The organism is Phormidium sp. CCY1219 (genome assembly GCF_055795085.1).
In genome coordinates this window covers 14,493-36,547 of record NZ_JAYFEQ010000658.1, presented here as the reverse complement: position 1 = coordinate 36,547, position 22,055 = coordinate 14,493, and the positions used below count along the sequence as shown (strand labels likewise).

At 50.3% G+C, this 22,055-nt stretch carries 17 protein-coding genes and 1 tRNA gene; 7 read left to right on the top strand and 11 right to left on the bottom strand.

Annotation, left to right across the window (positions count from 1 at the left end; all coding sequences use genetic code 11):
• Positions 1 to 341: 341 nt before the first annotated feature.
• Both AC0QH1_RS19145 and nfi read right to left on the bottom strand, forming a co-directional pair.
• Positions 342 to 599, bottom strand: a complete 258-nt coding sequence (locus AC0QH1_RS19145; protein WP_324632869.1) for a DUF7219 family protein — start codon at positions 597 to 599, stop codon at positions 342 to 344.
• Positions 600 to 801: 202 nt separating this feature from the next.
• Positions 802 to 1,464: a deoxyribonuclease V gene (gene nfi, locus AC0QH1_RS19140; RefSeq protein ID WP_324632868.1), complete on the bottom strand. Its 663-nt coding sequence runs from the start codon at positions 1,462 to 1,464 to the stop codon at positions 802 to 804.
• Positions 1,465 to 1,705: 241 nt separating this feature from the next.
• On the opposite strand from nfi, the gene AC0QH1_RS19135 reads away from it, so the two are divergent.
• The gene (locus tag AC0QH1_RS19135) at positions 1,706 to 2,551 is read left to right on the top strand and encodes a prohibitin family protein (protein WP_324632867.1); all 846 of its coding nucleotides are present in this window, start codon (positions 1,706 to 1,708) and stop codon (positions 2,549 to 2,551) included.
• Positions 2,552 to 2,810: 259 nt separating this feature from the next.
• Positions 2,811 to 4,145 carry a cytochrome P450 gene (locus AC0QH1_RS19130; RefSeq protein ID WP_324632866.1) on the top strand — a complete coding sequence of 445 codons (1,335 nt, stop codon included), beginning with the start codon at positions 2,811 to 2,813 and terminating at the stop codon, positions 4,143 to 4,145.
• 75 nt (positions 4,146 to 4,220) lie between these two features.
• Here the strand turns inward: AC0QH1_RS19130 and AC0QH1_RS19125 are convergent.
• Positions 4,221 to 4,302 (bottom strand) — tRNA-Leu (locus AC0QH1_RS19125).
• Positions 4,303 to 4,529: 227 nt separating this feature from the next.
• Entirely contained in the window at positions 4,530 to 5,486 is a 957-nt protein-coding gene (locus AC0QH1_RS19120; protein ID WP_442957336.1) for a DNA polymerase III subunit delta', read from the bottom strand.
• A gap of 221 nt (positions 5,487 to 5,707) precedes the next feature.
• On the opposite strand from AC0QH1_RS19120, the gene AC0QH1_RS19115 reads away from it, so the two are divergent.
• On the top strand, positions 5,708 to 7,030 hold the full coding sequence (locus tag AC0QH1_RS19115; protein ID WP_324632865.1) for an FAD-binding oxidoreductase: 1,323 nt from the start codon (positions 5,708 to 5,710) through the stop codon (positions 7,028 to 7,030).
• A gap of 147 nt (positions 7,031 to 7,177) precedes the next feature.
• The gene (locus AC0QH1_RS19110; RefSeq protein ID WP_324632863.1) at positions 7,178 to 8,584 is read left to right on the top strand and encodes a (Fe-S)-binding protein; all 1,407 of its coding nucleotides are present in this window, start codon (positions 7,178 to 7,180) and stop codon (positions 8,582 to 8,584) included.
• A gap of 159 nt (positions 8,585 to 8,743) precedes the next feature.
• On the opposite strand, the gene AC0QH1_RS19105 is transcribed toward AC0QH1_RS19110, so the two are convergent.
• From AC0QH1_RS19105 to AC0QH1_RS19085, 5 genes are all read right to left on the bottom strand, one after another.
• On the bottom strand, positions 8,744 to 9,301 hold the full coding sequence (locus tag AC0QH1_RS19105; RefSeq protein ID WP_324632862.1) for a hypothetical protein: 558 nt from the start codon (positions 9,299 to 9,301) through the stop codon (positions 8,744 to 8,746).
• Between the two features lie 327 nt (positions 9,302 to 9,628).
• Positions 9,629 to 9,817: a hypothetical protein gene (locus AC0QH1_RS19100; RefSeq protein ID WP_324632861.1), complete on the bottom strand. Its 189-nt coding sequence runs from the start codon at positions 9,815 to 9,817 to the stop codon at positions 9,629 to 9,631.
• 317 nt (positions 9,818 to 10,134) lie between these two features.
• Positions 10,135 to 11,511, bottom strand: coding sequence for a UDP-N-acetylmuramoyl-L-alanine--D-glutamate ligase (gene murD / locus AC0QH1_RS19095; RefSeq protein WP_324632860.1), 1,377 nt, complete (start codon positions 11,509 to 11,511; stop codon positions 10,135 to 10,137).
• Between the two features lie 206 nt (positions 11,512 to 11,717).
• Positions 11,718 to 13,877: a glycine--tRNA ligase subunit beta gene (glyS, locus tag AC0QH1_RS19090; RefSeq protein ID WP_324632859.1), complete on the bottom strand. Its 2,160-nt coding sequence runs from the start codon at positions 13,875 to 13,877 to the stop codon at positions 11,718 to 11,720.
• Positions 13,859 to 14,281 carry a hypothetical protein gene (locus AC0QH1_RS19085; RefSeq protein WP_324632857.1) on the bottom strand — a complete coding sequence of 141 codons (423 nt, stop codon included), beginning with the start codon at positions 14,279 to 14,281 and terminating at the stop codon, positions 13,859 to 13,861. Before AC0QH1_RS19085 ends, glyS begins: the two co-directional genes overlap by 19 nt.
• A gap of 211 nt (positions 14,282 to 14,492) precedes the next feature.
• Here AC0QH1_RS19085 and AC0QH1_RS19080 point away from each other — a divergent pair, with 211 nt between their 5' ends.
• Positions 14,493 to 16,487, top strand: a complete 1,995-nt coding sequence (locus AC0QH1_RS19080) for a CHASE domain-containing protein (RefSeq protein ID WP_324632856.1) — start codon at positions 14,493 to 14,495, stop codon at positions 16,485 to 16,487.
• Positions 16,488 to 16,562: 75 nt separating this feature from the next.
• Here the strand turns inward: AC0QH1_RS19080 and AC0QH1_RS19075 are convergent, their stop codons facing one another.
• Positions 16,563 to 17,429 carry a tetratricopeptide repeat protein gene (locus AC0QH1_RS19075; RefSeq protein WP_324632855.1) on the bottom strand — a complete coding sequence of 289 codons (867 nt, stop codon included), beginning with the start codon at positions 17,427 to 17,429 and terminating at the stop codon, positions 16,563 to 16,565.
• 451 nt (positions 17,430 to 17,880) lie between these two features.
• Here AC0QH1_RS19075 and AC0QH1_RS19070 point away from each other — a divergent pair, with 451 nt between their 5' ends.
• Positions 17,881 to 19,929: an elongation factor G gene (locus tag AC0QH1_RS19070; RefSeq protein ID WP_324632854.1), complete on the top strand. Its 2,049-nt coding sequence runs from the start codon at positions 17,881 to 17,883 to the stop codon at positions 19,927 to 19,929.
• A gap of 215 nt (positions 19,930 to 20,144) precedes the next feature.
• Here the strand turns inward: AC0QH1_RS19070 and AC0QH1_RS19065 are convergent, their stop codons facing one another.
• The gene (locus AC0QH1_RS19065; protein WP_324632853.1) at positions 20,145 to 20,612 is read right to left on the bottom strand and encodes a VOC family protein; all 468 of its coding nucleotides are present in this window, start codon (positions 20,610 to 20,612) and stop codon (positions 20,145 to 20,147) included.
• 1,042 nt (positions 20,613 to 21,654) lie between these two features.
• Between AC0QH1_RS19065 and AC0QH1_RS19060 the strand changes: the two genes are divergently transcribed.
• The gene (locus tag AC0QH1_RS19060) at positions 21,655 to 21,888 is read left to right on the top strand and encodes a hypothetical protein (protein WP_324632852.1); all 234 of its coding nucleotides are present in this window, start codon (positions 21,655 to 21,657) and stop codon (positions 21,886 to 21,888) included.
• The last annotated feature ends 167 nt before the right edge of the window (positions 21,889 to 22,055 follow it).

Below are 22,055 nucleotides of genomic sequence, written 5' to 3'. Positions count from 1 at the left end.
ACGATCGCCGGATCCCTCGGTCTTGAGTGCCCCCCTTTTAATCTTCACCCACGTAACCGCATGGAATCGGGCGGCAATTAAACTCCTCCACTGGATCGATTTTCTCATAATTTTGTCAGTAAATTGACTGATTTCCAACAAAAAAAGACGCGGTTAGGCTAGCCTCTCGCAAGACCAGTATCCGCGCCCACAGGATTCCAAAAGGATTCCGAAGCCAAGCGGCTAAGCATTTGGAAAGCGTTTTCACGTTGCACCCTATGCAAAAATACGACAAAAAACATTTACCACTACTGGCAGGCAATTTTAGGTAAATATTATACCCCAAGCGCCATCAAAAGTCCCTAAGGGTCTTCCGTACCCCGTCGCCCTCTATTGGAGGACTCTCCAATGCCCAGTTCTTGCTTGGAGTAGCTTAATTTTTCCCAGAGTTGTTCGATTTTATCAAAGGCATCTTCTAGAGAAAGCTTGCCGCCGGTTGCTAAATTACTCAGAATGCTGGCTCGATAGCCGAATTCCTGTAAGTTATCGTGGAATAGGATGTTTTCCGGTTTAACCACGCGGCAACGACGCCCTGGGAAATATCCAAAATTAGCGGTCATTGTATTCACCCCCGGTCGAGTTTATTTTCTATTTCTATTATGAATCCCCAAACTTTCTATTATCAGTGATATTGTCACAGCAGCGGCAGTGATATCGGACACAAAGGGAGGCGATCGCCGACATAAAGTTTTGTAACTCTCGTCGGCGAAACGGGCAATCGCGATCGCCGAGACTGGAAAAACCGACTTCTGGCGTGCCTTCTCAACCCTCGGATGCCAGTTTGTCACTGTAGCGCGTGGTCTCGGGCAATCGGTATTTTGGGGTACAGCGCAATACATAATCGATGGCGGTGGGCAGGGAAATGCGATGTCCGATGGAAATGTAAATCGGATTGACGTTGCTGCGCGTACGCACCACCGCCCCGATGATTTCACCTTGATGTCGCAAGGGTTGCCACGCGCCGCGCTGCTTCCCTAACTCGTCATGTTCGCCAATAAACCGGGATTTGGCCACGCCAATGGCCGGCAGGTCGGTCAATACGCCCAAATGGCACGCCAACCCAAACCGACGCGGATGCGCCAACCCCTGTCCGTCGCATAACAACAAGTCGGGGATCTGGGTTAACTGTTGCAAGGCGTCTAAAATCGCCGGGACTTCTCGAAAGGAGAGGAATCCGGGAATGTAAGGAAAGGTGGTGGGACGAGTAGCGATCGCGCGATCGCAGATCTGCAAATCCGGAAAACTCAGCACCGCCACCGCCGCCTGAGTGATGCTATCGTTGTCTTTGTAGCCTACATCCACCCCCGCCACATACTGCACTGGGGGCAAATCGTCTTGCGCCACCACTTGCGATCGCAACTGCTGCTGAATCGCGATCGCCTCTTCCGTGGTTCCAGGCCAACCATGAGCTGCCGTAATCTTCATAAAACTTCATCAATTAGTGACAAGTTTAGTGCTTTAGGTTTATCATAGAAAAGCCCACAAATCATTACCGGAAAAATGGAGTAAACCTCCGCAGCAAGACCCCTTGCTTTCTGCACAACCCACAGCCCACGCCAAAGCAGCAAGGGAATGTTTAAAATTTGATAAAATTTTAGAAAATGCGCCGACTCTGGTGTGGGACGAGACCCAAAGCACCTTTAACACAAACTAAGAGCAGCAAAAGATGAAATACTCCTCTTCCTCTAATCCTTCTTACAACTCCAAACAAGCCATTACAGTGGCAGGTGGAATAACCGGAGTCATCTTGTTATTTATATTAGCCGCCGCCTTTAAGCCCTTTGTGATTATTAACGCAGGGCAACGGGGGGTATTGATGAAATTCGGTAAAGTCCAAGAGGGAATTCTCGATGAAGGCATCCACCCAATTATGCCCATCGTGACCAGCGTTGAAACCATGAGCGTGCGGGTGCAGAAAAACGAAATCGAAGCCGAAGCCGCTTCTAAAGATTTGCAATATGTCACCATGAATGTGGCACTCAACTGGCGAGTAGACCCGGCGCGGGTCAATACCATTTATCAAACTATCGGCGACGAAAGTGAAATCGTCAATCGGATTATTTCTCCAGCCGTTTCGGAAGTGGTAAAAGCTGCAACTGCCAAGAAAAATGCCGAGGAAATCATCACCAAACGCACGGAACTCAAGCTAGAAATCGACAATCAAATCCAAGAGAGATTGAGCGAGTATAGCGTTTTGATTAACGATATATCCTTGGTGGATATCCAGTTCTCGCCAGAATTTGCTAAGGCAATTGAAGCGAAGCAAATCGCCGAACAAGAAGCGAAACGGGCATCTTTTATCGCTCTGAAAGCCGAACAAGAAGCCCAGGCGGATATCAACCGGGCAAAAGGTCAAGCCGAAGCACAAAGATTGCTGCGAGAAAGCATCACCGCACAACTGCTGCAAAAGCAAGCGATCGAGAAATGGGATGGTCAATTCCCGATGGTGATGGGCAGTGATGGCGGGGCGCTACCGTTTATTAACATCAAAACCCCGGGGGCGAATAACTAGAGCGTCGGTTCAGGAGAAAGCTACAAGAAACCGGGAATCTTGCCCTCAATCTTGCCCGATTGGCAACGAATTAGAGAGCAAAACCCGGTTTCCGGTTCGGTGGAACTCAACAAGAAGCGATCGCTGAGAACCGAGGAAGCCCACTGAGGATAGAGGATGGAGAATTTTCCCAATTCTCAATTCAAAATTGCTCAATTCTCAATTTTCAAGCCAGCGCGGTGGCACAATGGTGGGGAGTTGGGTTCTACTGAAAAAAACCATGACCACCACAGACACTTCGCGATCGCTGCCCTTACCCCCCGGAAGCTTTGGTTGGCCGATAATTGGCGAAACCATTAGCTTTCTTCGCGATCGCGACTTCAACCAAAAGCGTCAAAAAAAATACGGTTCGGTTTACCGCAGCCATATCTTCGGACAACCTACCGTCATGTTGAGCGGTTCAGAAGCGAATCGCTTTCTATTTACCCACGACAACAGCTATTTTGCCGCCACTTGGCCTTATAGTACCCGCACTTTACTCGGTTCGCTCTCCCTCGCCACCCAAAGCGGTACCTTGCACCAACAGCGACGCCGCCTCATGGCGCAGGCGTTTGTCCCCAAGGCCCTGGCGGGATATCTTCCCCGCATGGAAAAAATCACCCATCAATATCTCGCCAAATGGGAAGAGTGGGGGGAAATGACCTGGTATCCGCAACTGCGAAATTACACCTTTGACATTGCCAGCATCTTGTTAATTGGCACCGAAACCGGCTCGGAAACTGCCGCATTAAGCCAAATTTTTCAAACCTGGACCGAGGGGTTATTTTCCATTCCCCTAAATTTACCTTGGTCCCGGTTTGGAAAAGCCATGCGGTGTCGCCAATTACTATTAGATAAAATCGAAGAAATCGTCCGCCGCAGACAGCAAGAAAATACCCCGCGCAACGATGCTCTCGGGTTGCTCTTAGAGGCGCGCGATGAAGAGGGAAACGGGTTAACCTTGGAAGAATTGAAAGACCAAGTGCTTTTGCTGCTGTTTGCCGGTCACGAAACCGTCACTTCTTCTCTCGCTTCCTTGTGTTTGTTGCTGGCGCAGCATCCCGAGGCGATCGCAAAGCTGCGCGAAGAACAGCAGCAGGTGGGATGCTCGGATTCCCTGACAATGGACCTATTCAAACAGATGACCTACCTCGAACAGGTCGTCAAAGAGGTGTTGCGAAAGGTGCCACCGGTGGGGGGTGGATTTCGGCGCGTGGTGAATTCCTGCGAGTTCAATGACTATCGAATCCCGGAAGGATGGATGATTCTCTATCAAATCAATCAAACCCATCAAGATGAGGCGGTTTATCCGCATCCGGAGGAATTCGATCCGGACCGATTTGGAGCCGATCGCGCGGAGGATAAGCAAAAACCCTTTAGTTTCGTGCCCTTTGGGGGCGGGGTGCGGGAATGTTTGGGGAAAGCATTTGCCCTGCTGGTGATGCGGGTATTTGCCACCCATTTGGTGCGGAATTATCGCTGGGAATTGCTCCCAGACCAAGATTTGGAGTTGGTGACGGTGCCCACCCCCCATCCTCGGGATGGATTGCGGGTGCGGTTTCGCCGTCGGGATTGAGGGGATGAGTAATGCGATCGCGCCTCTGGAGATTAATCCGAAGCGCGATCGCCGTTCCCTCTACCAGTTTCCCAATGCGGACGAAAGGACTTGAACCTTCACGCCTTGCGGCACTAGAACCTAAATCTAGCGCGTCTACCAATTCCGCCACGTCCGCGTGTCTTTGATTTTAGCAGAGCTTGCCCGTAAATGTGCAAGCTATCTCGTGACAAGTTGTGGCTCTGGGAAGGGTTCCTCCCCGACCGCAACTGCAAGTAATTTTTTATTATATCACCTGCTGTCGGTTTTGTGCAAGGAATTTTTGGAAAAAGCGGGGGATTGAAATCGCGCCTTGGCAAGCAACGCCCGCCTACGCGGGCTAATTATCATTCGCACCCTTTCGGATTAACTCATCCCCATCAGGGTGACTTCCCAGACCAGACGCGGACTGGCATAATTGAGTAAATTGCGCCGCGCCCGTTCGAACTGATGAATCGGGAAATCGCTGATAATTCCTTGTTCCTGGGAAGCAATCCAATAGGCTTGCTGCAGGTAGTCGAGTAACCACAGTTGTTCTGGGGTATCCAGAGTGCGATCGATTTGTTTGGCTAATTCTAGGGCTTGCTGGGTCGTGAAATGGAACTGGCGGGGTTTTTCTAATAGTTCTGGGGGAATTTCTTGTAAGGTTTGCCAACAGGCGATCGCCATTCCCGGGGACCCCTGCGCCATTCCCAACACCGCCTGATTTTGCAAAATCTCCTCATATCCTTCCCGAAGCAATATCTCCGCCATCTGCTCATCAGTAAGGCGATAAAACGGAATTCGCTGACAGCGAGAAACCAAAGTTGGCAGCAAAGAATCCACCCCGGGCGCAATTAAAATCAAGGTTGCCTGTCCCGGTTCTTCCAAAGTTTTTAACAACGCATTCGCCGCACTTTCATTCATAGTTTCCGCTTGTTCGATAACCACCACCTTTCGCAGAGCTTCCAGGGGATTTCTACCCAGAAACTCCCCGATATCGCGCACTTGTTCTAAGCGAATTTGTGGCGGGGCTTTCCGTTTGAGTCCCGCCGCTTGCGCTTCTTTGGTGGTCAGCAATTTTCCTCGGTCTAAATAGGTGGGTTCTATCCACAGCAAGTCCGGATGATTTTCTAACTTGCGTTTCACGCCCACAGTAGAACCTTTTTTAGAAATTAACAGTAATTCTAAAAAGCAACGCGCCGCCAAAGCACGCCCCACCCCCGCCGTCCCCACAAATAAATAAGCAGGCGCAATGCGTAAGCACTCCACCGCCTGGGTGAGCAATTCCACGGCTTGCTGTTGTCCGACAATCTTTTCAAATGGGTTCAGTTGGTTAGTCATTGGTCATGTGGTAACAGGTCAAAGGACAAATAACAAACAACAAGATGGAAGTGGGCTGCATGTGATATAATATCCCACCAATGAAAAAAGCAGTAGAGGAAAATTTTTTCTCAGGGCTAGAAAGAAGCTTTAACATTAACGCATTAGTCATTAGTCACTGGTCAAATGACTAAGGACAAATGACCAATGAGCAATAACCAAAGACCAATGACCAAGGACAAATGACAACTGACCAAGGACAAGAAATGAAAGCGATCGCAGAACAAATCGAAAGTATTCTGGGAAGCGACCGGGCGATCGCCTGGGAGGATCTGCGGGATCCGGTGCGCGATCGCTGGCTTGGGTCGCCGCCGGTTTGCATTGTTTATCCAAAAACCGCCGATGAAGTGGGTGAGGTAGTGAAAGCGGCGAATCGCAATCGCTGGAAACTCCTGGCTTGCGGGGCGGGGAGCAAGATCCACTGGGGAGGAATTCCCGAGGGGGTGCAGGTGGTGGTGAGTACGGCGCGCCTGAACCGATTAATCGAACGGGCGGTGGGGGATTTAACCGTAACGGTGGAAGCGGGGATGCGCTATGCGGATTTGCAGAATAACCTCGCCTCGGTGGGACAGTTTCTCGCCTTAGATCCAGTGTATCGTCAGTTGGCGACCCTGGGCGGGATTGTGGCCACGGGAGATACGGGAAGTTGGCGACAGCGGTATGGTGGCGTGCGCGACCAACTGCTGGGAATTTCCTTCGTCCGCTATGACGGGGAATTGGCGAAAGCGGGGGGTCGCGTGGTGAAGAATGTCGCCGGATATGACTTGATGAAATTACTCAGTGGGTCATATGGCACATTAGGGATAATTTGTCAAGTCACGTTTCGGGTGTATCCGAAATCCCTAGGGTCGGGAAGCGTGGTGCTGACGGGGGATGCAGAGGCGATCGCCACCGCCACCCAAACCCTGCGAAATTCCGCCCTGACGCCCACAGTCCACGACCTGCTTTCCCCCCAACTGGTGAGTGGATTGGAGATGGGGGAAGGAATGGGGTTGCTGGTGCGGTTCCAAAGTTTGAGTGATAGCGTGGAAGAACAATCCGCCCGGGTGTTAGAAGTGGGGGAAAAACTGGGGTTAAACGGAAGCGCTTATCCGGAAAGTCAGGAAGCGGATTTATGGCGACGATTGAGAGAAATAATGGCTCAATCCGACACTGAAGGGGCGATCGCCTGCAAAATAGGAGTAAGACCCACCGAAGCCGTCGCCACCCTGGCAAAAGTTGACCAAATCCTCGGCGGATCTGCTGTGGGTCAAATTCACGCCAGTAGCGGTTTGGGTAGTCTGGGATTCGACGCTGAAAATGCCGTGGAGAAGATTTCTCAAATGCGACAACTGTGCCAAAATAACGGCGGATACCTCACCGTGCGATCGGCCCCGATTCACATAAAACAACAACTCGATATCTGGGGATACACCGGAAATGCCCTAGATATTATGCAAAAAATTAAGCAACAGTTCGACCCCGAAAATATCTTTAGTCCCCAGGGTTTTGTCGGAGGAATTTGAAAGGACAGTTCATGGCAAAAAATCGGCAACCAATTGGCCGATAAACAGCGGATAAAACCCCCGACAACCAATCGCCTCCATAGAGGTTGCCGATTCTCCCCTGATTCCAAGCTTTCCATCAAAGATAGCCGTATAGATTCTCGTTTTATGAATACCACAGAAAATCGCACCGTTCCGGCCAAAGAAAGTAACTTCCTGAATCAGAATCCGCATCTACAAGACTTGCCCGAAACGGAATCCCAACAACCGGGATTTGATGCGAAACATCCTCCGGATCCAAATCTCATCAATGCCTGCGTTCACTGCGGATTTTGTCTTTCCACCTGTCCCAGTTATCGGGTGATTGGGAAAGAAATGGATTCCCCGAGAGGGCGGATTTATTCAATGGAGGCGATTAATAAAGGGGAAGCACCATTAGCCGAGACCACGATTCACCATTTCGATACTTGCTTGGGATGTTTGGCTTGCGTCACCACTTGTCCGTCTGGGGTAGAATACGATAAATTAATTGCAGCAACTCGTCCGCAGGTAGAGCGCAATTACGAGCGTAGCCTAGGCGATCGCGTGTTTCGCAGTTTGATTTTTAACCTATTTCCCTACCCCAACCGACTGCGCCCCTTACTCGCCCCCCTATTTCTGTATCAAAAACTCGGCATTTCTAACGCGATTCGTCGCAGTGGAGTGCTGAAAAAATTCTCCCCTCGCTTAGCGGCGATGGAATCGATTTTACCCGAAGTCACGGTAGATTCATTTCGCGATAATTTGCCGGATGTGATTCCGGCCCAGGGAGAGAAACGCTATCGCGTGGGGGTCATTTTAGGATGCGTGCAACGGTTATTTTTCTCCCCGGTGAATGAGGCAACAGTGCGGGTATTAACCGCCAATGGATGTGAAGTGGTGATTCCGAAAAGCCAGGGATGTTGTTCCGCATTGCCCGCCCACCAAGGACAAGAAGACCAAGCCCAGGCGATCGCCCGTCAAATGATAGACAGCTTTGAAGGAACTGGCGTGGATTGTGTCATTATCAACGCCGCCGGATGCGGTCATACTTTAAAAGAATACGGCCACATTCTGCAAGACGACCCCACCTATCGCGAAAAAGCCAAAGCCTTCGCCAGTCAAGTCCGAGACGTGCAAGAATTTCTCGCCGAAGTGGGATTAACCGCTAAACTTTCTCCCTTAACTGACGGCGAATTAAAACTCGTCTATCAAGATGCTTGTCACTTGTTACACGGGCAAAAAATCAGTCAGCAACCGCGCCAACTGCTAAAAGAAATTCCCGGCGTTACTCTCACCGAACCCATTGATGCGGCATTGTGCTGTGGCAGTGCGGGGGTTTACAACATGCTCCAGCCCGGAATTGCCGATGAATTAGGTCAGCAAAAAGCCGAGAATCTCGTCAATACTGGCGCGGAATTAATCGCCTCCCCCAATCCCGGTTGTTCGTTGCAAATTAAAAAGCATTTGCAATTACAAGGGCACGATTTATCCTTAATGCACCCGATGGAATTGTTAGATTTATCGATTCGCGGGGAAAAGCTGATTAAACGCTAGATAAACTGCAATTAATTCTCTGTTGGTAAAGCAGAGGTTAGAAACCGGGTTTCTTGGCAACCGATTGATTGCTTGGCAAAACAGTAGGACTGAGAAACCCGGTTTCTTGTCCCGGTGGGTGGATAAAAAAATCCGTTTGTCACCGCTCGGGGTAAAGTCTTATTGTAGCACTTCAATCAGTTGGGCTAACTCTTCTCGCAGTTGCTGAGTGTTGCTGTTATCCGGTTCGAGTTCGAGGGATTGATCAAAGGCGGCGAGGGCTTGTTCGAGGAGGGGAATCGCTTCTTTTTGAGTGCGTGCTGCACTGGCAACTAATAATAGGGCACCGCCAAAATTATTCCAACCGCCCGCTTCGGTTCCGTCACCCCAATTGCCATCGCCAGTTAAGGCGCGACGACAAGAATCAACGGCTTGTTGATATTCGTTGATTTGACCGAGGGCGACGCAGCGATTGGTCAATCCCATCGAATAATCCGGTTTGAGTTCGAGGGCGTTGTTGCACGCTTCGATCGCCTCTTGAAATTGTTCTTCCTCAATCAGCAGACTGCATTGATTCGCCAACTGGATGTGGCGATCGCTGTCTGCTTGTGCCCACAGGTTCTCTGTAGCGTTTTCAGCAGTGTCACTCACTCGGCGATCGGGAGTGGTGGCGATCGCGCCTTGCGAAAGGCACACCACCGCCGCGAGGATTCCAAACCATCTGTATTTCCGTACCATTAAAATGTGAAAGGAGGAGTTTACCTAATTTATGAAACCATAAATTAGGGTAAAAAACATGAAAGCCGGTTTCAATAGTCAATGGTCAATGGTCATTGGTCACTGGTCACTGGTCATTGGTCATTAGTCACTGGTCACTGGTCAATGGTCAATGGTCACTGGTAATTGGTATTCCCTCAAATGACAAATGACAAATGACCAAGGACAAATGACCAAGGACAAATGACAAATGACCAATGACCAACGACAAATGACCAATGACAAATGACAATTTTTACCCTGAAAAAAAACCTTCCTTCCGGGAGTACAGGGGGGCGATCGCGTTTGTTAAGCGCCCACCTTCAACCATCCTCGGCGTAGGGCATAAAAGAGTCGGTTGACTACTCTTTTTTCTTCTCCATCTAAAGCATTGTTTGATAATGCAGTTCTGAGTTTGTATTCGTGGATCCAGCTAATTTGGCCAGAAACCCAAGCCTGAGCAAAAATTTCGCAGATGCTTTCTTCAATAATCATCATAGTTTTGAATTGCCGATTGCTTGATTTAAAAACCCGGTTCTAATGTGGTTTATTTTTCAAGCTTCATCTGTGATTTGAGTACAGAAAACCTGGTGATATCCTGGTTGCTGGCGGTTGATAAGCGTTACCTTATCCGAGTGACGAATTTCTCGCAAAAGGGCGATCGAAATCACGGCGGTTTGCGGTTTTATCGGCCATATACCCTCAATGCCTGCTTCGTTGGGACAGTTGAAGCTTGGGCGGACAGAAAAATACCCCCTCTGGGGAAGACCTCAGAGGGGGCAAAGCGCGCGCGAGACTTTTTTTCCGTTGCCGTTCTATTCGGAAGGCAATTGCAAACACAGTTCGCGAAAATGCTCGCCGCGTTGCTCGAAATTTGGATATTGGTCGAAACTGGCACAAGCCGGCGATAACAGCACCACGCGCGCCCCATGTTCCTGGGCTAATTCTGCCGCGCGCGACACTGCCCGTTCCATTCCATAGGCGATTTCATATCGCGAATTGCCAACTTGTTCCAATCGGTGAGCGAAGGCATCCGCCGCATTACCAATAAGCAAGACGCGGGCGACTTTGGCTTCGATAGTTTGCAACCAGGCGCTATCGTCCCCGTCTTTAGCCTCGCCGCCAGCGATTAAAATCACCGGGGAATCAACCGAAGCCAAGCCAACTTGTGCGGCGTCGTAGTTGGTAGCTTTGCTGTCATTAATCCAGTCAATGCCCTGCCAGGTGCGGATCCGTTCCAGGCGGTGGGGGACACCGGGGAAGTTAGCGATCGCCTCAGCGATGGCATCTTTCTCGATTCCCGCCAATCGTGCAGTTCCCACAGCCATGAGTAGATTTTGCAGATTATGCGCCCCAGGCATTCGCAAACTGTCTACCTGGACAATCGGTTCGCCCATAGCGATCGCCCAACCCGCTTCGATATAGACCCCCTTCTCCGGATTTCCGAGGAGTTCGCTTTTGCCCTGGACGCTGGTCCAGCAGGCATCCGGCCACAAATCCGGTACAGTTTTCCGCAAATAAGGGTCATCGCCGTTAATTACTTGAAGCTGCGATCGGCGCAACAAAGACGCTTTAATCTGGAAATAATTTTCCAACGTGGCGTGACGGTTGAGGTGGTCCGGCGTAAACGTAGTCCACACGCCGATTTGCGGCGCTAAAGACGAAGAAGACTCGATTTGATAGCTGCTAATTTCCGCAATCACCCAATCTGGGGGTTTTGCCGTTTCCTTGCCTCGGTCCAAGGGATTTAACGCCAGTTCCGTAGCAGCATAGCCGATATTGCCACAAGCCGGGGCATGAAGTCCCGCCGCTTGGAAAATTGCCGCAATCAACGCCGTAGTGGTGGTTTTGCCATTGGTACCCGTCACCCCCACCCAAGGCGCGAACTTCAGGTGACGCCAAGCCAATTCCATTTCGCCAATGGTTTCGATACCGCGATCGCGGGCGCGGACCAAAGCGGGTAAATCCCACCGAACCCCCGGACTTACCACGACCAATTCCAGGGAGTCGAGGGCGTCAAACGACTGCCCCAACTGCACCTGTATGTCTTCCGTTTCGAGTTGCTGTTGCTGTTGGCGCAGGCTATCGGTGCTATTGCGATCGCTCACCGTCACCTGCCATCCTTGGCGTTTTAACAGTCGCGCCGCCGCAACACCTGAGCGTCCCAGTCCAATGATATGAGCCTTTGGCATAGGTCGAGGGGTCGTGTGAGTAATTGTCCAACGTTCATTTTACCCTCTATTGCCCCCACCCACCGGAATGGGTGGTCAATGGTCAATGGTCAATGGTCAATGGTCATTAGCCAATGGTCAATGGTCACTGGTCATTAGTAATTGGTACTCCTACAAATGACAAATGACAAATGACCAACGACAAATGACAAATGACCAACGACAAATCAGCTCTTGACAATTGGACCAAAATCTGCTAATACGCGAGCGTGATTTCGGAGTAGGGCGATGAGATTCAAGCGGTTGCGGCGGATATCGGGGTCGGGATCCATGACCAGCACGCTATCTTCGCCATCGAAGAAATTGGACACCACGGGGGTGATGTGGGCCAAAGCATCCACTAACTGCTGATAGTTGCGCTGGGCTTGGGCTGCTTGAGTTTTGGGAAGCAAGTCAACCAATGCATCGTAGAAGGCTTGTTCCGAGGATTTTTGGAACAATTTCGGATTCACCTCGCGAGTGGGGTCGAGGACCGTAGTGGGGAGTTCGCCTTGCTTCGCCAGACGGGCGGAACGGTTGACGGTTTCGTAAATAGTATCCAAGGTGCCATTATTGCGAATAGATTGCAGGAATAAAGCGCGATCGCGAACGTCCAGCAAATCCTGTAACGATCGCTCCTTATATTCCGGGTCATCTTCACCGAGGATAGCATTAACCAAATCGTAATCGATGCCGCGTTCTTCTTGCAACAGCGTGCGAATTCGCTGCCAGAAAAACTCCGATAACTGTTGCAATAAATCCGGCAAAACAGTGGGATGATTTGATTTAAAATCTCCCGAAATTCGCGCGAGTAACTGGGACAAATGCAGCGGTAAATTAGCCGCCCAAGTAATCTCGATGATAGCATTAGCCGCGCGGCGCAACGCAAACGGGTCTGAAGACCCCGAAGGAATCATGCCCAAGCCAAAGATACTCACCAAAGTATCTAATTTATCGGCAATGCCCACCACTTGACCGGGGAGAGTTTCCGGTAAGCGATCGGAAGCATTGCGGGGTAAATAGTGTTCAAAAATTGCCGTAGCCACCGCTTCTGGTTCTCCACAAGCGCGAGCGTATTTTTCCCCCATGACCCCTTGCAATTCGGGGAATTCATACACCATTTGCGTCACCAGGTCAGTTTTGCAAAGCAACGCGGCATTATCGATATAGGCGCGTTCTTCTCCTGTGACGTCTAATTGCTGGCAAACCAGGGCAGCAATGTGACTTAAGCGGTCTACTTTATCGCGCATGGAGCCTAAGTCTTCTTGAAAGGTCACGTCTTCCAACTTAGGCAGATAACTTTCCAAAGGTTTGGTGAGGTCAGCTTTGTAGAAAAATTGTCCGTCAGCCAATCGCGCTCTAATCACCCGTTCGTTGCCCGAAGCGATGACATCGGATTTAGCCGGGTCGCCATTAGAAATGGTAATAAAATAGGGGAGAAGTTCGGCGGTTTTGGTTTTAGATTGAGGAGATTGTAAGACGGGGAAGTAACGCTGGTGACTGACCATCACGGTGGTAATGACTTCCGGGGGGAGGATTAAGAATTCCTCATCAAAGCTGCCGAGAACTGCAGTGGGCCATTCTACGAGGTTGGTGACTTCTTGAAGTAAATCCGGGGAAATATCTGCCGTACCGCCGACTTTTTGAGCGGCGGATTTAACTTGTGCGACGATGGTTGCTTGACGCCGATCGCTATCGACTTCGATAAAGGCATATCGCAGGGATTCGACATAATCCGAAGCTTGGGAGAGTTGGATCGGTTGAGGATGCAAAACCCGATGACCGTAAGAGAGGCGATCGCTGCGGAGGGTTTCCGAACCGTTGTCTAATTCTAAGGGGAGAACTTCTTTATCGAACAAGGCGACTAACCAGCGCAAGGGGCGGGAAAACTTCATATCGCCATCGCCCCAGCGCATTAATCGTTTGCCTTCGAGTTTGGTAATCCAGTCTGGGATTAATTCGTGCAGAATATCCGTGGTGGGACGTCCGGCGATGGTTTTATTGACGAAGACAAAATCGCCTTTTTCGGTGGGGCGAATTTCTAATTGGTCGAGTTCGACTTGTTGTTTGCGGGCAAATCCTTCTGCAGCTTTGGTAGGTTTGCCGTCTTTGAAGGCGACTTGTGCTGGGGGACCTTTAATTTCTGATTCCCGATTGGGTTGAGTGGCGGGCAATCCTTCGATGAGAACAGCCAAGCGGCGGGGGGTTCCATATACATAAATAGCGTCATTTGTCAAGAAGTTTTCCGACAAACTGGCGGGAATGCGCGATCGCCACTGTGCGATCGCCTCATCGAGAAAATTGGCGGGTAATTCTTCTGTACCGACTTCTAATAGAAAGGTAGGCATATTGCATTGCACTGTAAGGGACATGGAGTCGCGATCGCCCAATCGTTTGGGTTAATTGCATATTGGGCGCGCGACCCTTTCCAGAATACGTCAAGAAAGCCCTCTGGTTCTAGAGGGGGTGACAGGGTGGATTTGAGGATGGGTGATAGAAATCGCCTTGGGGATGAACCCGTCAGGGGGGCGATCGCCCCAGGGAAATCCCATGAAACCGACGATTCATCGGGTCTCAAGGAGGAATCGATGGTAAAAGCCAAAGCGCAACTCAATGGAATGCCGGGATTTCTAAAGTTCAGGCGCGATCGGGTAAAGGCATAGTGCCAACGGGAAAATAAGTGAGAATAAATCCATGCACAATTGACAAAAAATTTTCCCACTTCGATAAAAAATTGTGAAGGGTTTTCCACAGTTCAAATGTTTTGGTAGGATAAGCAAATAGCGGGGTATTTTTCGGATTTACGGGGAGACCTCGGGGGCGATCGCGTTTGAGTGCAAAGACAACAGTGTCCACAGCACTCGGGTGAGTGACCGAAAAATAGTCCGCGTTCAATCAATGGGTGGATCTCCCCAAGCTGTGGGAAAATGATAAATAAGATTGCGAAAACATTACGGCAGAACTTGCCTGGTCGAAATTATCCTTATCTTCCCGTGGCATTTAGCGCGATCGTGGGGGTAGGATTAACAGCGATCGCCACGGTGATGGTGTGGAAGTCGGAAGTGGCCAAAACCCAAGAAACCCTGGGAAGACGACTCGAAAATCTTACCGTAGCGTTGCAAAGCAGTATTGACAAATACGTGCAAACCACAATGGCTCTCGGGGCCTTTTACGATGCCAGCGATCGCATTTCGCGGCAAGACTTCAAACAATTCGCCCAACCCTTTTTGGATAATTACCCGGGTATTCATGGGATGGCGTGGGTGATTCCCGTGCAGAAAAATCAGCGCTGGAGTTACGAACGGGCCATGCGCCTGTCAGGACTTCCTAATTTTCAGATTAAGGCGCGAGATGAAGCGGGCAAATTTGTTGTCGCCCCGGACAAAGAGGTATATTTTCCCATCACCTACGGCGAACCTACCCCGATTTATAAAAGCATATTCGGCTTTAATCTTGCTTCAGATCCGCATTACATAAGCGCTTTAGAAAAAGCTCGAGATACCGGGGCGATCGCGGCAACGGAACGGGTAATTTTAGCGATTCAAGCTGGCGGATTGGCGCTTTACCGACCGGTTTATCGGGAAGACCGACCCACGGATACGGTAGAAGAGCGCCAGGAAAACTTTCAGGGAATGGTCTACACGATTTACAAGCTTTCCCAGATGGTGCAAGAATCGCTCAAAGGCATTAATCTAGAGCGGTTGGATTTTTATCTGCTCGATGAATCTGCTGCAGATGAAAATCGATTTTTAATTTTCTATGATTCAAAAACCGGCCAAATCATCGACAATTACAGCAGTGAAAAGCCCACGGAAAAATTGCGGGGGTCTTTATGTCCGAGTCTCACCCATTGTACTCGCACCATTCAAGTGGCCGATCGCCAATGGATCGTGTTACTTGTGCCGCAACCGGGCTTTGCAAGAACCCAATTGCCCACTTTAGCCACCCTGGCGATTGGCTTGCTGCTGACCAGTACCCTGGGGATTTATCTGTGGATGTCCATCCGGCGCACTGTAGATTTAGAAGCCGCAATGGAAAAATTGCAAAAAACGCAAGCCCAATTGGTTCAGGCAGAAAAAATGTCCTCCATCGGACAATTAGTGGCGGGAGTGGCGCATGAAATCAATAACCCGGTGAGTTTTATTTACGGCAATATCAGTCATGCGGATGAATATAGCCGAGATTTGCTTGAATTGTTGCAACTCTATCAGCAGCATTATCCCGAACCGGTGTCGGAAATTCAAGACCAAGCCGAAGCGATCGACTTAGATTTTATCATCGAAGATTTACCGAAAACCCTTTCTTCCATGCAAGTGGGAGCCGATCGCATTCAACAAATCGTGCTTTCTTTGCGAAATTTTTCCCGCATGGATGAAGCGCAGATGAAGAAAGTGGATATCCACGAAGGAATTGAAAGTACCTTAACCATTCTCAAGCATCGGCTCAAAGAAACTGCCGGACACCCGCGCATCAAACTGATTAAAGACTACGGGAATTTGCCTCTGGTGGAATGTTCTCCCGGGCAACTCAATCAGGTGTTTATGAATTTGATGGCAAATGCGATCGATGCTTTAGAAGAAGTCAGCACTAAAAAATTAGGCGCAGATTATGTGCCGACGCTCACCCTCCGCACCGAAGTGGTGGAACCGGGGCATACATTTAGAAAAAGCCACTCGATATCCGGGTCTAATCCCACAGAAGTTACTGTAGAAACTCAGGCGGTTGTCATTCGGATTGGGGATAATGGAAGCGGCATCGACCGAAAAACAATCGAGCAGATATTTTTGCCATTTTTTACTACTAAACCCATTGGGAAAGGCACGGGGTTGGGACTGTCTATCAGCTATCAAATTATTGTGGAAAAACATCACGGGATTTTGCAGTGCTTTTCAAAACCTGGAAAAGGAACCGAATTTTATATCGAACTGCCGATCGCCCAACCGATTCAAATTGCTTGAGTTGTAGAGTAGGGTGGTTCACCAGAGGATTGGCGATTGGAAAATCGGCAATGAATGGGCGCGCGATCGCCACGGTTAGGGATTGCGCGATCGCTCTAACAGGCGTTCCACACTCTGAGCTTGTTCCCCATTCCCTTGTATCCGATAAAGTTCTTTAGCATATTCCAAAACTCGTTGCGCTTCCCCGACTTCCCCTTGGCGGAGAAAAACTAATCCCGCGCCATAATAGGCATTGGCATAATTAGAATTGGATTCGGCGGCGCTGCGAAAGGCATTTAAAGCGGCATTGTAGTCTTGTTGGTTGTAGAGAATCAAGCCGAGATGATAGTGGGCTTCGGCATAGTTAGAGCGCTTGGCGATCGCCTCTTCAAAGGCGGCTTTTGCGTCGGGAATTTGGCCGAGTTCGAGATAAATGAGTCCCAAATGATAGGGAGGTTCCGGGGCGTTGGGACTGTAGGTGATGCTGGCGCGAAACGCGCCGATTGCCTCATTCCAGGATTCCTCTTGTTTGAAAATCAATCCTAAGTTATAATGGGCCAGTCCCATTGTGGGTTCGAGTTGCAGCGCCTGTTGTAGGTAATCGCGGGACTGTTGCAGATTGTTACCTTCCAATAAAGCCGCCCCTAAATTGGCAAATGCCAGAGCAAAAGTGGGATCGGCTTGGGTGGCGCGGTAAAATGCATCGGCGGCAGCTTGCAGTTGGCCATCTTGACGCAGAGCCAAGCCCAGGTTATAATGTGCCGCCGCCAGGGAAGGAGCCAGTTGCGTGGCGCGCTCGAATGCCGCGATCGCTTCCGAGATTTGTCCTTCTTGGATGAGTCCGAGTCCGCGATTGACCCAGTTAACCGCCGCGTCGGGGTTGGATTGCGCTTGGGCGAGGGCGATCGGTTCCCAGACCATTGCGCCGGGTCCGCCCGCAACCATCCATAGCATTGCGCTCATCGCGATAATCTGCCGCCATGTTTTCCGTGTGAATTGCATCCCCCTGCCCCGTGGCTGTTGCCCGTTTCAGAATTGAGAGTTAAGAATTGAGAATTGAGAATTGAGAACTAAGAATTGAGAATTGAGAAGGAGTGGAGACTCTCGGCATTTGAGAAAACTGCTCGTTTTTCCCCCGGAGGCGATCGCGCAGTGCCGGGAATCCTTTACAAAACTTATTAATTCACCACACTTATTAACCGGGATAAAATTTTGTTAAAATTCGCGAAATAGGCACCCTAGCAAAGTGTTTCAGTTTTAAGATATAAAGGAACCTGAAAGAAAGCCGAGTTAGAGGAGAATCGATTAAGTTCATCCGCCAAGGGTTAGAGTTCAAGGGGATATTATACCACAAATCCTAACCCCGGAGAAAAACTTTCATTTTTTTTAATGTTTGAACTCAAGGGAGTGAGTTATGACCGAAAGAGTACCGTCGGGCGTGCGGAACGTCGCCATTGTAGGACCCTATTTAAGTGGAAAAACCACCTTGCTAGAAAGCTTGCTGTTTGTCACGGGTACGATTACCCGCAAAGGCAGCATTAAAGAAGGCAACACCGTCAGCGACAGTTCTGCAGAAGCCCGCGATCGCCAGATGAGCGTCGAAGTATCCGCCGCCACCACCCGGTACGAGGATATTCGCTTCACCTTCCTCGACTGCCCCGGATCGGTAGAATTCATCCAAGAGACCTACAGCGCCTTAATCGGTGCCGGTGCCGCCGTGGTGGTTTGCGAACCGGAAGTCAACCGGGTGCTGACCCTAGCGCCCTTGTTTAAATTCCTCGATGACTGGGAAATCCCGCATTTGGTCTTCATCAACAAAATGGATCGCTCGAAAAACAGCTTCATGGAGGTGCTTAACGCCTTAAAGACCGTTTCTAGCCGTCCGTTGGTGCCCCATCAATATCCCATTCGCCAAGGGGAAGAGCCGATCGGCTTTATCGATTTAGTCAGCGAGCAAGCCTTTCACTATCATCCCGGTGCCCCGGCGGATCCGGTTCCCATGCCAGAGGAGCTCAAAGACGCCGAACAGGCGGCGCGTCAGGAAATGCTCGAAGAGCTAGCCAATTTTGACGATCGCCTGTTAGAAGAACTGCTCGAAGATATCGACCCCCCGCAAGAAGAAATCGTCGCCGATCTGAAAATGGAATTGAGTGCCGATTTAATCGTCCCGGTGTTTATGGGAATTGCCGAACAGGACTATGGGGTGCGCCACTTACTCGATGCGTTGGTGCGCGAAGCCCCCGCACCCAGCGCCACCGTGGAACGGCGCGGGTTGAAACTGCCGGCTAACGATCCAGTGGCGCAGGTCATCAAAACCTATTACACCCCCCAAGGGGGAAAACTCTCCTTGGTGCGAGTGTGGCAAGGGGAAATCACCGACAGCATGAGCCTGAATGGGGTGCGCGTTGGCGGGATGTACCGGATGATGGGACAGCAGACCGAAAGCGTGCAACGTGCGGGTGCGGGAGAGTTAGTGGCACTCAGCCGCATGGAAGGAATTTTCACCGGCGACACCTTAACTCGCGACAACGGCAAGCCAAAGATTGAATTACCCAAAGTCGAACCCATTCCTGCCGTTTTCTCCCTTGCCATTACGCCAGAAAAGCGCAGCGACGAAGTGAAAATCAGTGCGGCGATGAGCAAGTTGCTCGAAGAAGACCCGGCATTGAGCTGGGCACAACATGGAGACACCCACGAAATCATTCTCTGGGGTCAGGGGGAAATTCACCTAAAAGTGGGGTTGGATCGGCTGCGCCGCAAGTATAACTTGCCGATGAAGACCCATGTGCCGCACATTCCGTATAAAGAAACCATTCGCAAAACTACAGCTCGCGTACACGGACGCTACAAGCACCAAAGCGGCGGACACGGGCAGTTTGGGGATGTTTACTTGGATATTCAGCCCCTCCCGCGCGGTGAAGGCTTTAACTTCAGCGAGAAAATTGTCGGCGGTGTGGTGCCGAAGCAGTATATTCCCGGGGTGGAAACCGGCGTGCGCGAGTACCTGGAACAAGGCCCGTTGGGTTTCCCGGTGGTGGATGTGGCGGTGACTCTGGTGGATGGATCGCACCACTCGGTGGATAGTTCCGAACAAGCGTTCAAGCAAGCGGCACGTTTGGCGATGCAGGAGGGCATGACTCAGTGCCAACCGGCGTTACTCGAACCGATCGCCTCGGTGGAAATTTCTGCACCCAGCGATTTTACCTCGAATATGATGCAGTTGATCAGCGGTCGTCGCGGCCAGATTTTGGGCTACGAACCGATGTCCGACTGGAAAGGATGGGACCGACTTTCGGCTTATATCCCGCAGTCGGAAATGCAGGATTTAATTGTGGAATTGCGATCGCTCACAATGGGCGTCGGGTTCTTTAACTGGGAATTCGACCACCTGCAGGAAGTGCCGGATAAACTGGCCGAGCGCGTGTTGGCCATGTATGCTGAGGAAAATGGCAACGGCAAGTAAGCGCTGGCGGCGTGAGGAGTGCCACGGGGGAAGGCTTTTCCCCAAGTAGAGACCTGAGATGGGTCTCTACTGCGACGCCGGCGATCGCCGGCGTCGGATTATTGCTTATCTTGGCTGGCGAAAATGCCGCTGAATAACATGACCAGTCCGCCCAGGGCGATCGCGATCGCTAATCCCCCCATAATCGCATCTAATGGGCCGATATTCTCCATTTTTTAATCCTCCAGGGGATCGCAACGAATTTCTATGATAAATCCATCTGGATCGTAAATGTAAATTCCTCGCCCGGTGGGACGAGTCACCGGCCCTTGGGCGATGGGCACTTGATGGTGATGGAGGGCGTCTACCGCGCGATCGAATAATTGCGCCTCGATATCAAATGCCAGATGATTGGCGCGAGTAAAGGCCCGTTGCGGATCGGGATCTGGCGGCGATAAGTCCGGTTCGGAAAATAAGTCGATGACGGTATTATCTGGAGTGACAAAGTTGGCGACTTTTCCCGCCGCCACTAATTCGCGCAAGGTGCTGGGCACTTCCTCGCCGGTGAGTTCGTGCAAGCCGAGGATATTACCATAAAAATGACGCGATGCGTTCAAATTTTTGACGTTAAAGGCGATATGGTGAACGCGCCGCAAGCTGCCCGGATCGATGGCAAAGGTTTGAGGTTTGATGTTGGGAAGCATGAGAAGCAGTGGGTTGGCTGATGGACCGCGAGGGGAAAACAAATGGGCGATCGCCTGGGTTTTAGGGGAGCATCGCCCTGCTGTTTTTACTCGGTGCTGATTATAACCCGACCTTGCCCCGGGCGGCAAAAGCGATCGGGGGTTGGATTGTATCTTGCGACGATCCCCGTTTTTTTGCCACTCTGGGAGGATGTCACGAGAACCCTGATGTGATACCCTGTTTTAGTTTGCCGAATGCACCCGGTTTTTTCTCCTTTCCTTCCCTCTCGGGTTGCACCGCAGATGGGGCGATCGCCTCCCCAGGTTGCGATCCAGACCGCCTTACTGTTCTGGGATCGCCTGGTTTTAACCTCTACAGCCAATGCTTAACTTAACATTAAGAATCGCAAACTGTATCTGAGATAACAGCGACTCGGAAAATGTTCGGCTAACATAAAGACCTGTTTGCTGGCAGAATTTGTAAATGGTGCGGGTTGTCGGCTGTGGAACGAGTTGAGTCGTGGTGAAGTGACCCGCGATTCAACCCAAAGGCAGGGATTTCGCACGCGAGGTACGCCAAAAGAAGGAGGAGTTCGAACAGATGGTAGTTAGGAGTCAAATACAGGGTAGGCGATCGCCGGGGATCGAACCCCCAACTCCATATGCCTGGAAAATGGCCTCCACCGTCTCTCTCACACGCAGCTCGTTCCCTACCCAACCCGCGTACATGTCATCCCCCTATGGAGTGAAAAATCAGGAGTTTACAATGAGTTTAAAAAAAAGGAGAAATTCTGTGGGTACAAGGTGAAGACAGGAGGGAAAATGGACGCGCGCTGGCTTCATTCTCAATGGTCTTTGGCATGGGAATCCAATTTTAAGAAAAGAAACACTTATTTACTTATAATAAAAACTAATCACTATCCCAAGCAAATCCTATCTTTGCCTTGACTTTACCAGCAGGAAGCAAGATGCTTTCAGAACGTTTCGATTGTCATCTAGGTGGAGACAAAGAAGCCCTGAAAGAGATAACCTGTTGAGGGGTCGGGAGTGGGAAGAAATAAGGATGAATATTTGTAAATTAAGCACCATCAAAATGGCGAAGCCAGGGTGCAAAACCTGGAACCAACAGGGGGAAAATTTATCCCCTCACGCCGGAAAACTCTCCAGGGGCTATGCAATTGGAAGAACTCGCGCCTCGGTTTTCCCAGAGGGGAAGTACCGAATTGTCGAATTGCCGATTTTCTTTATTATTTTTTTAGGATTAGGGGTAAAGAGTGGGGAATTTCAGTCAGAATAGCCCGGATTAGACCGGATTTATAGCTGCATCGGGGAATCCCGGGGTATCCGCCACAAACTGGAAAATTAAGTAAAGCTAAAGGTGGTTGAAATTTGGAGAAAAAGTTGATAAAGTAACCAGTGTCGAATCAAAGAAGCAGGAACAGGAGGATTTGTCAGAGAAAGTTG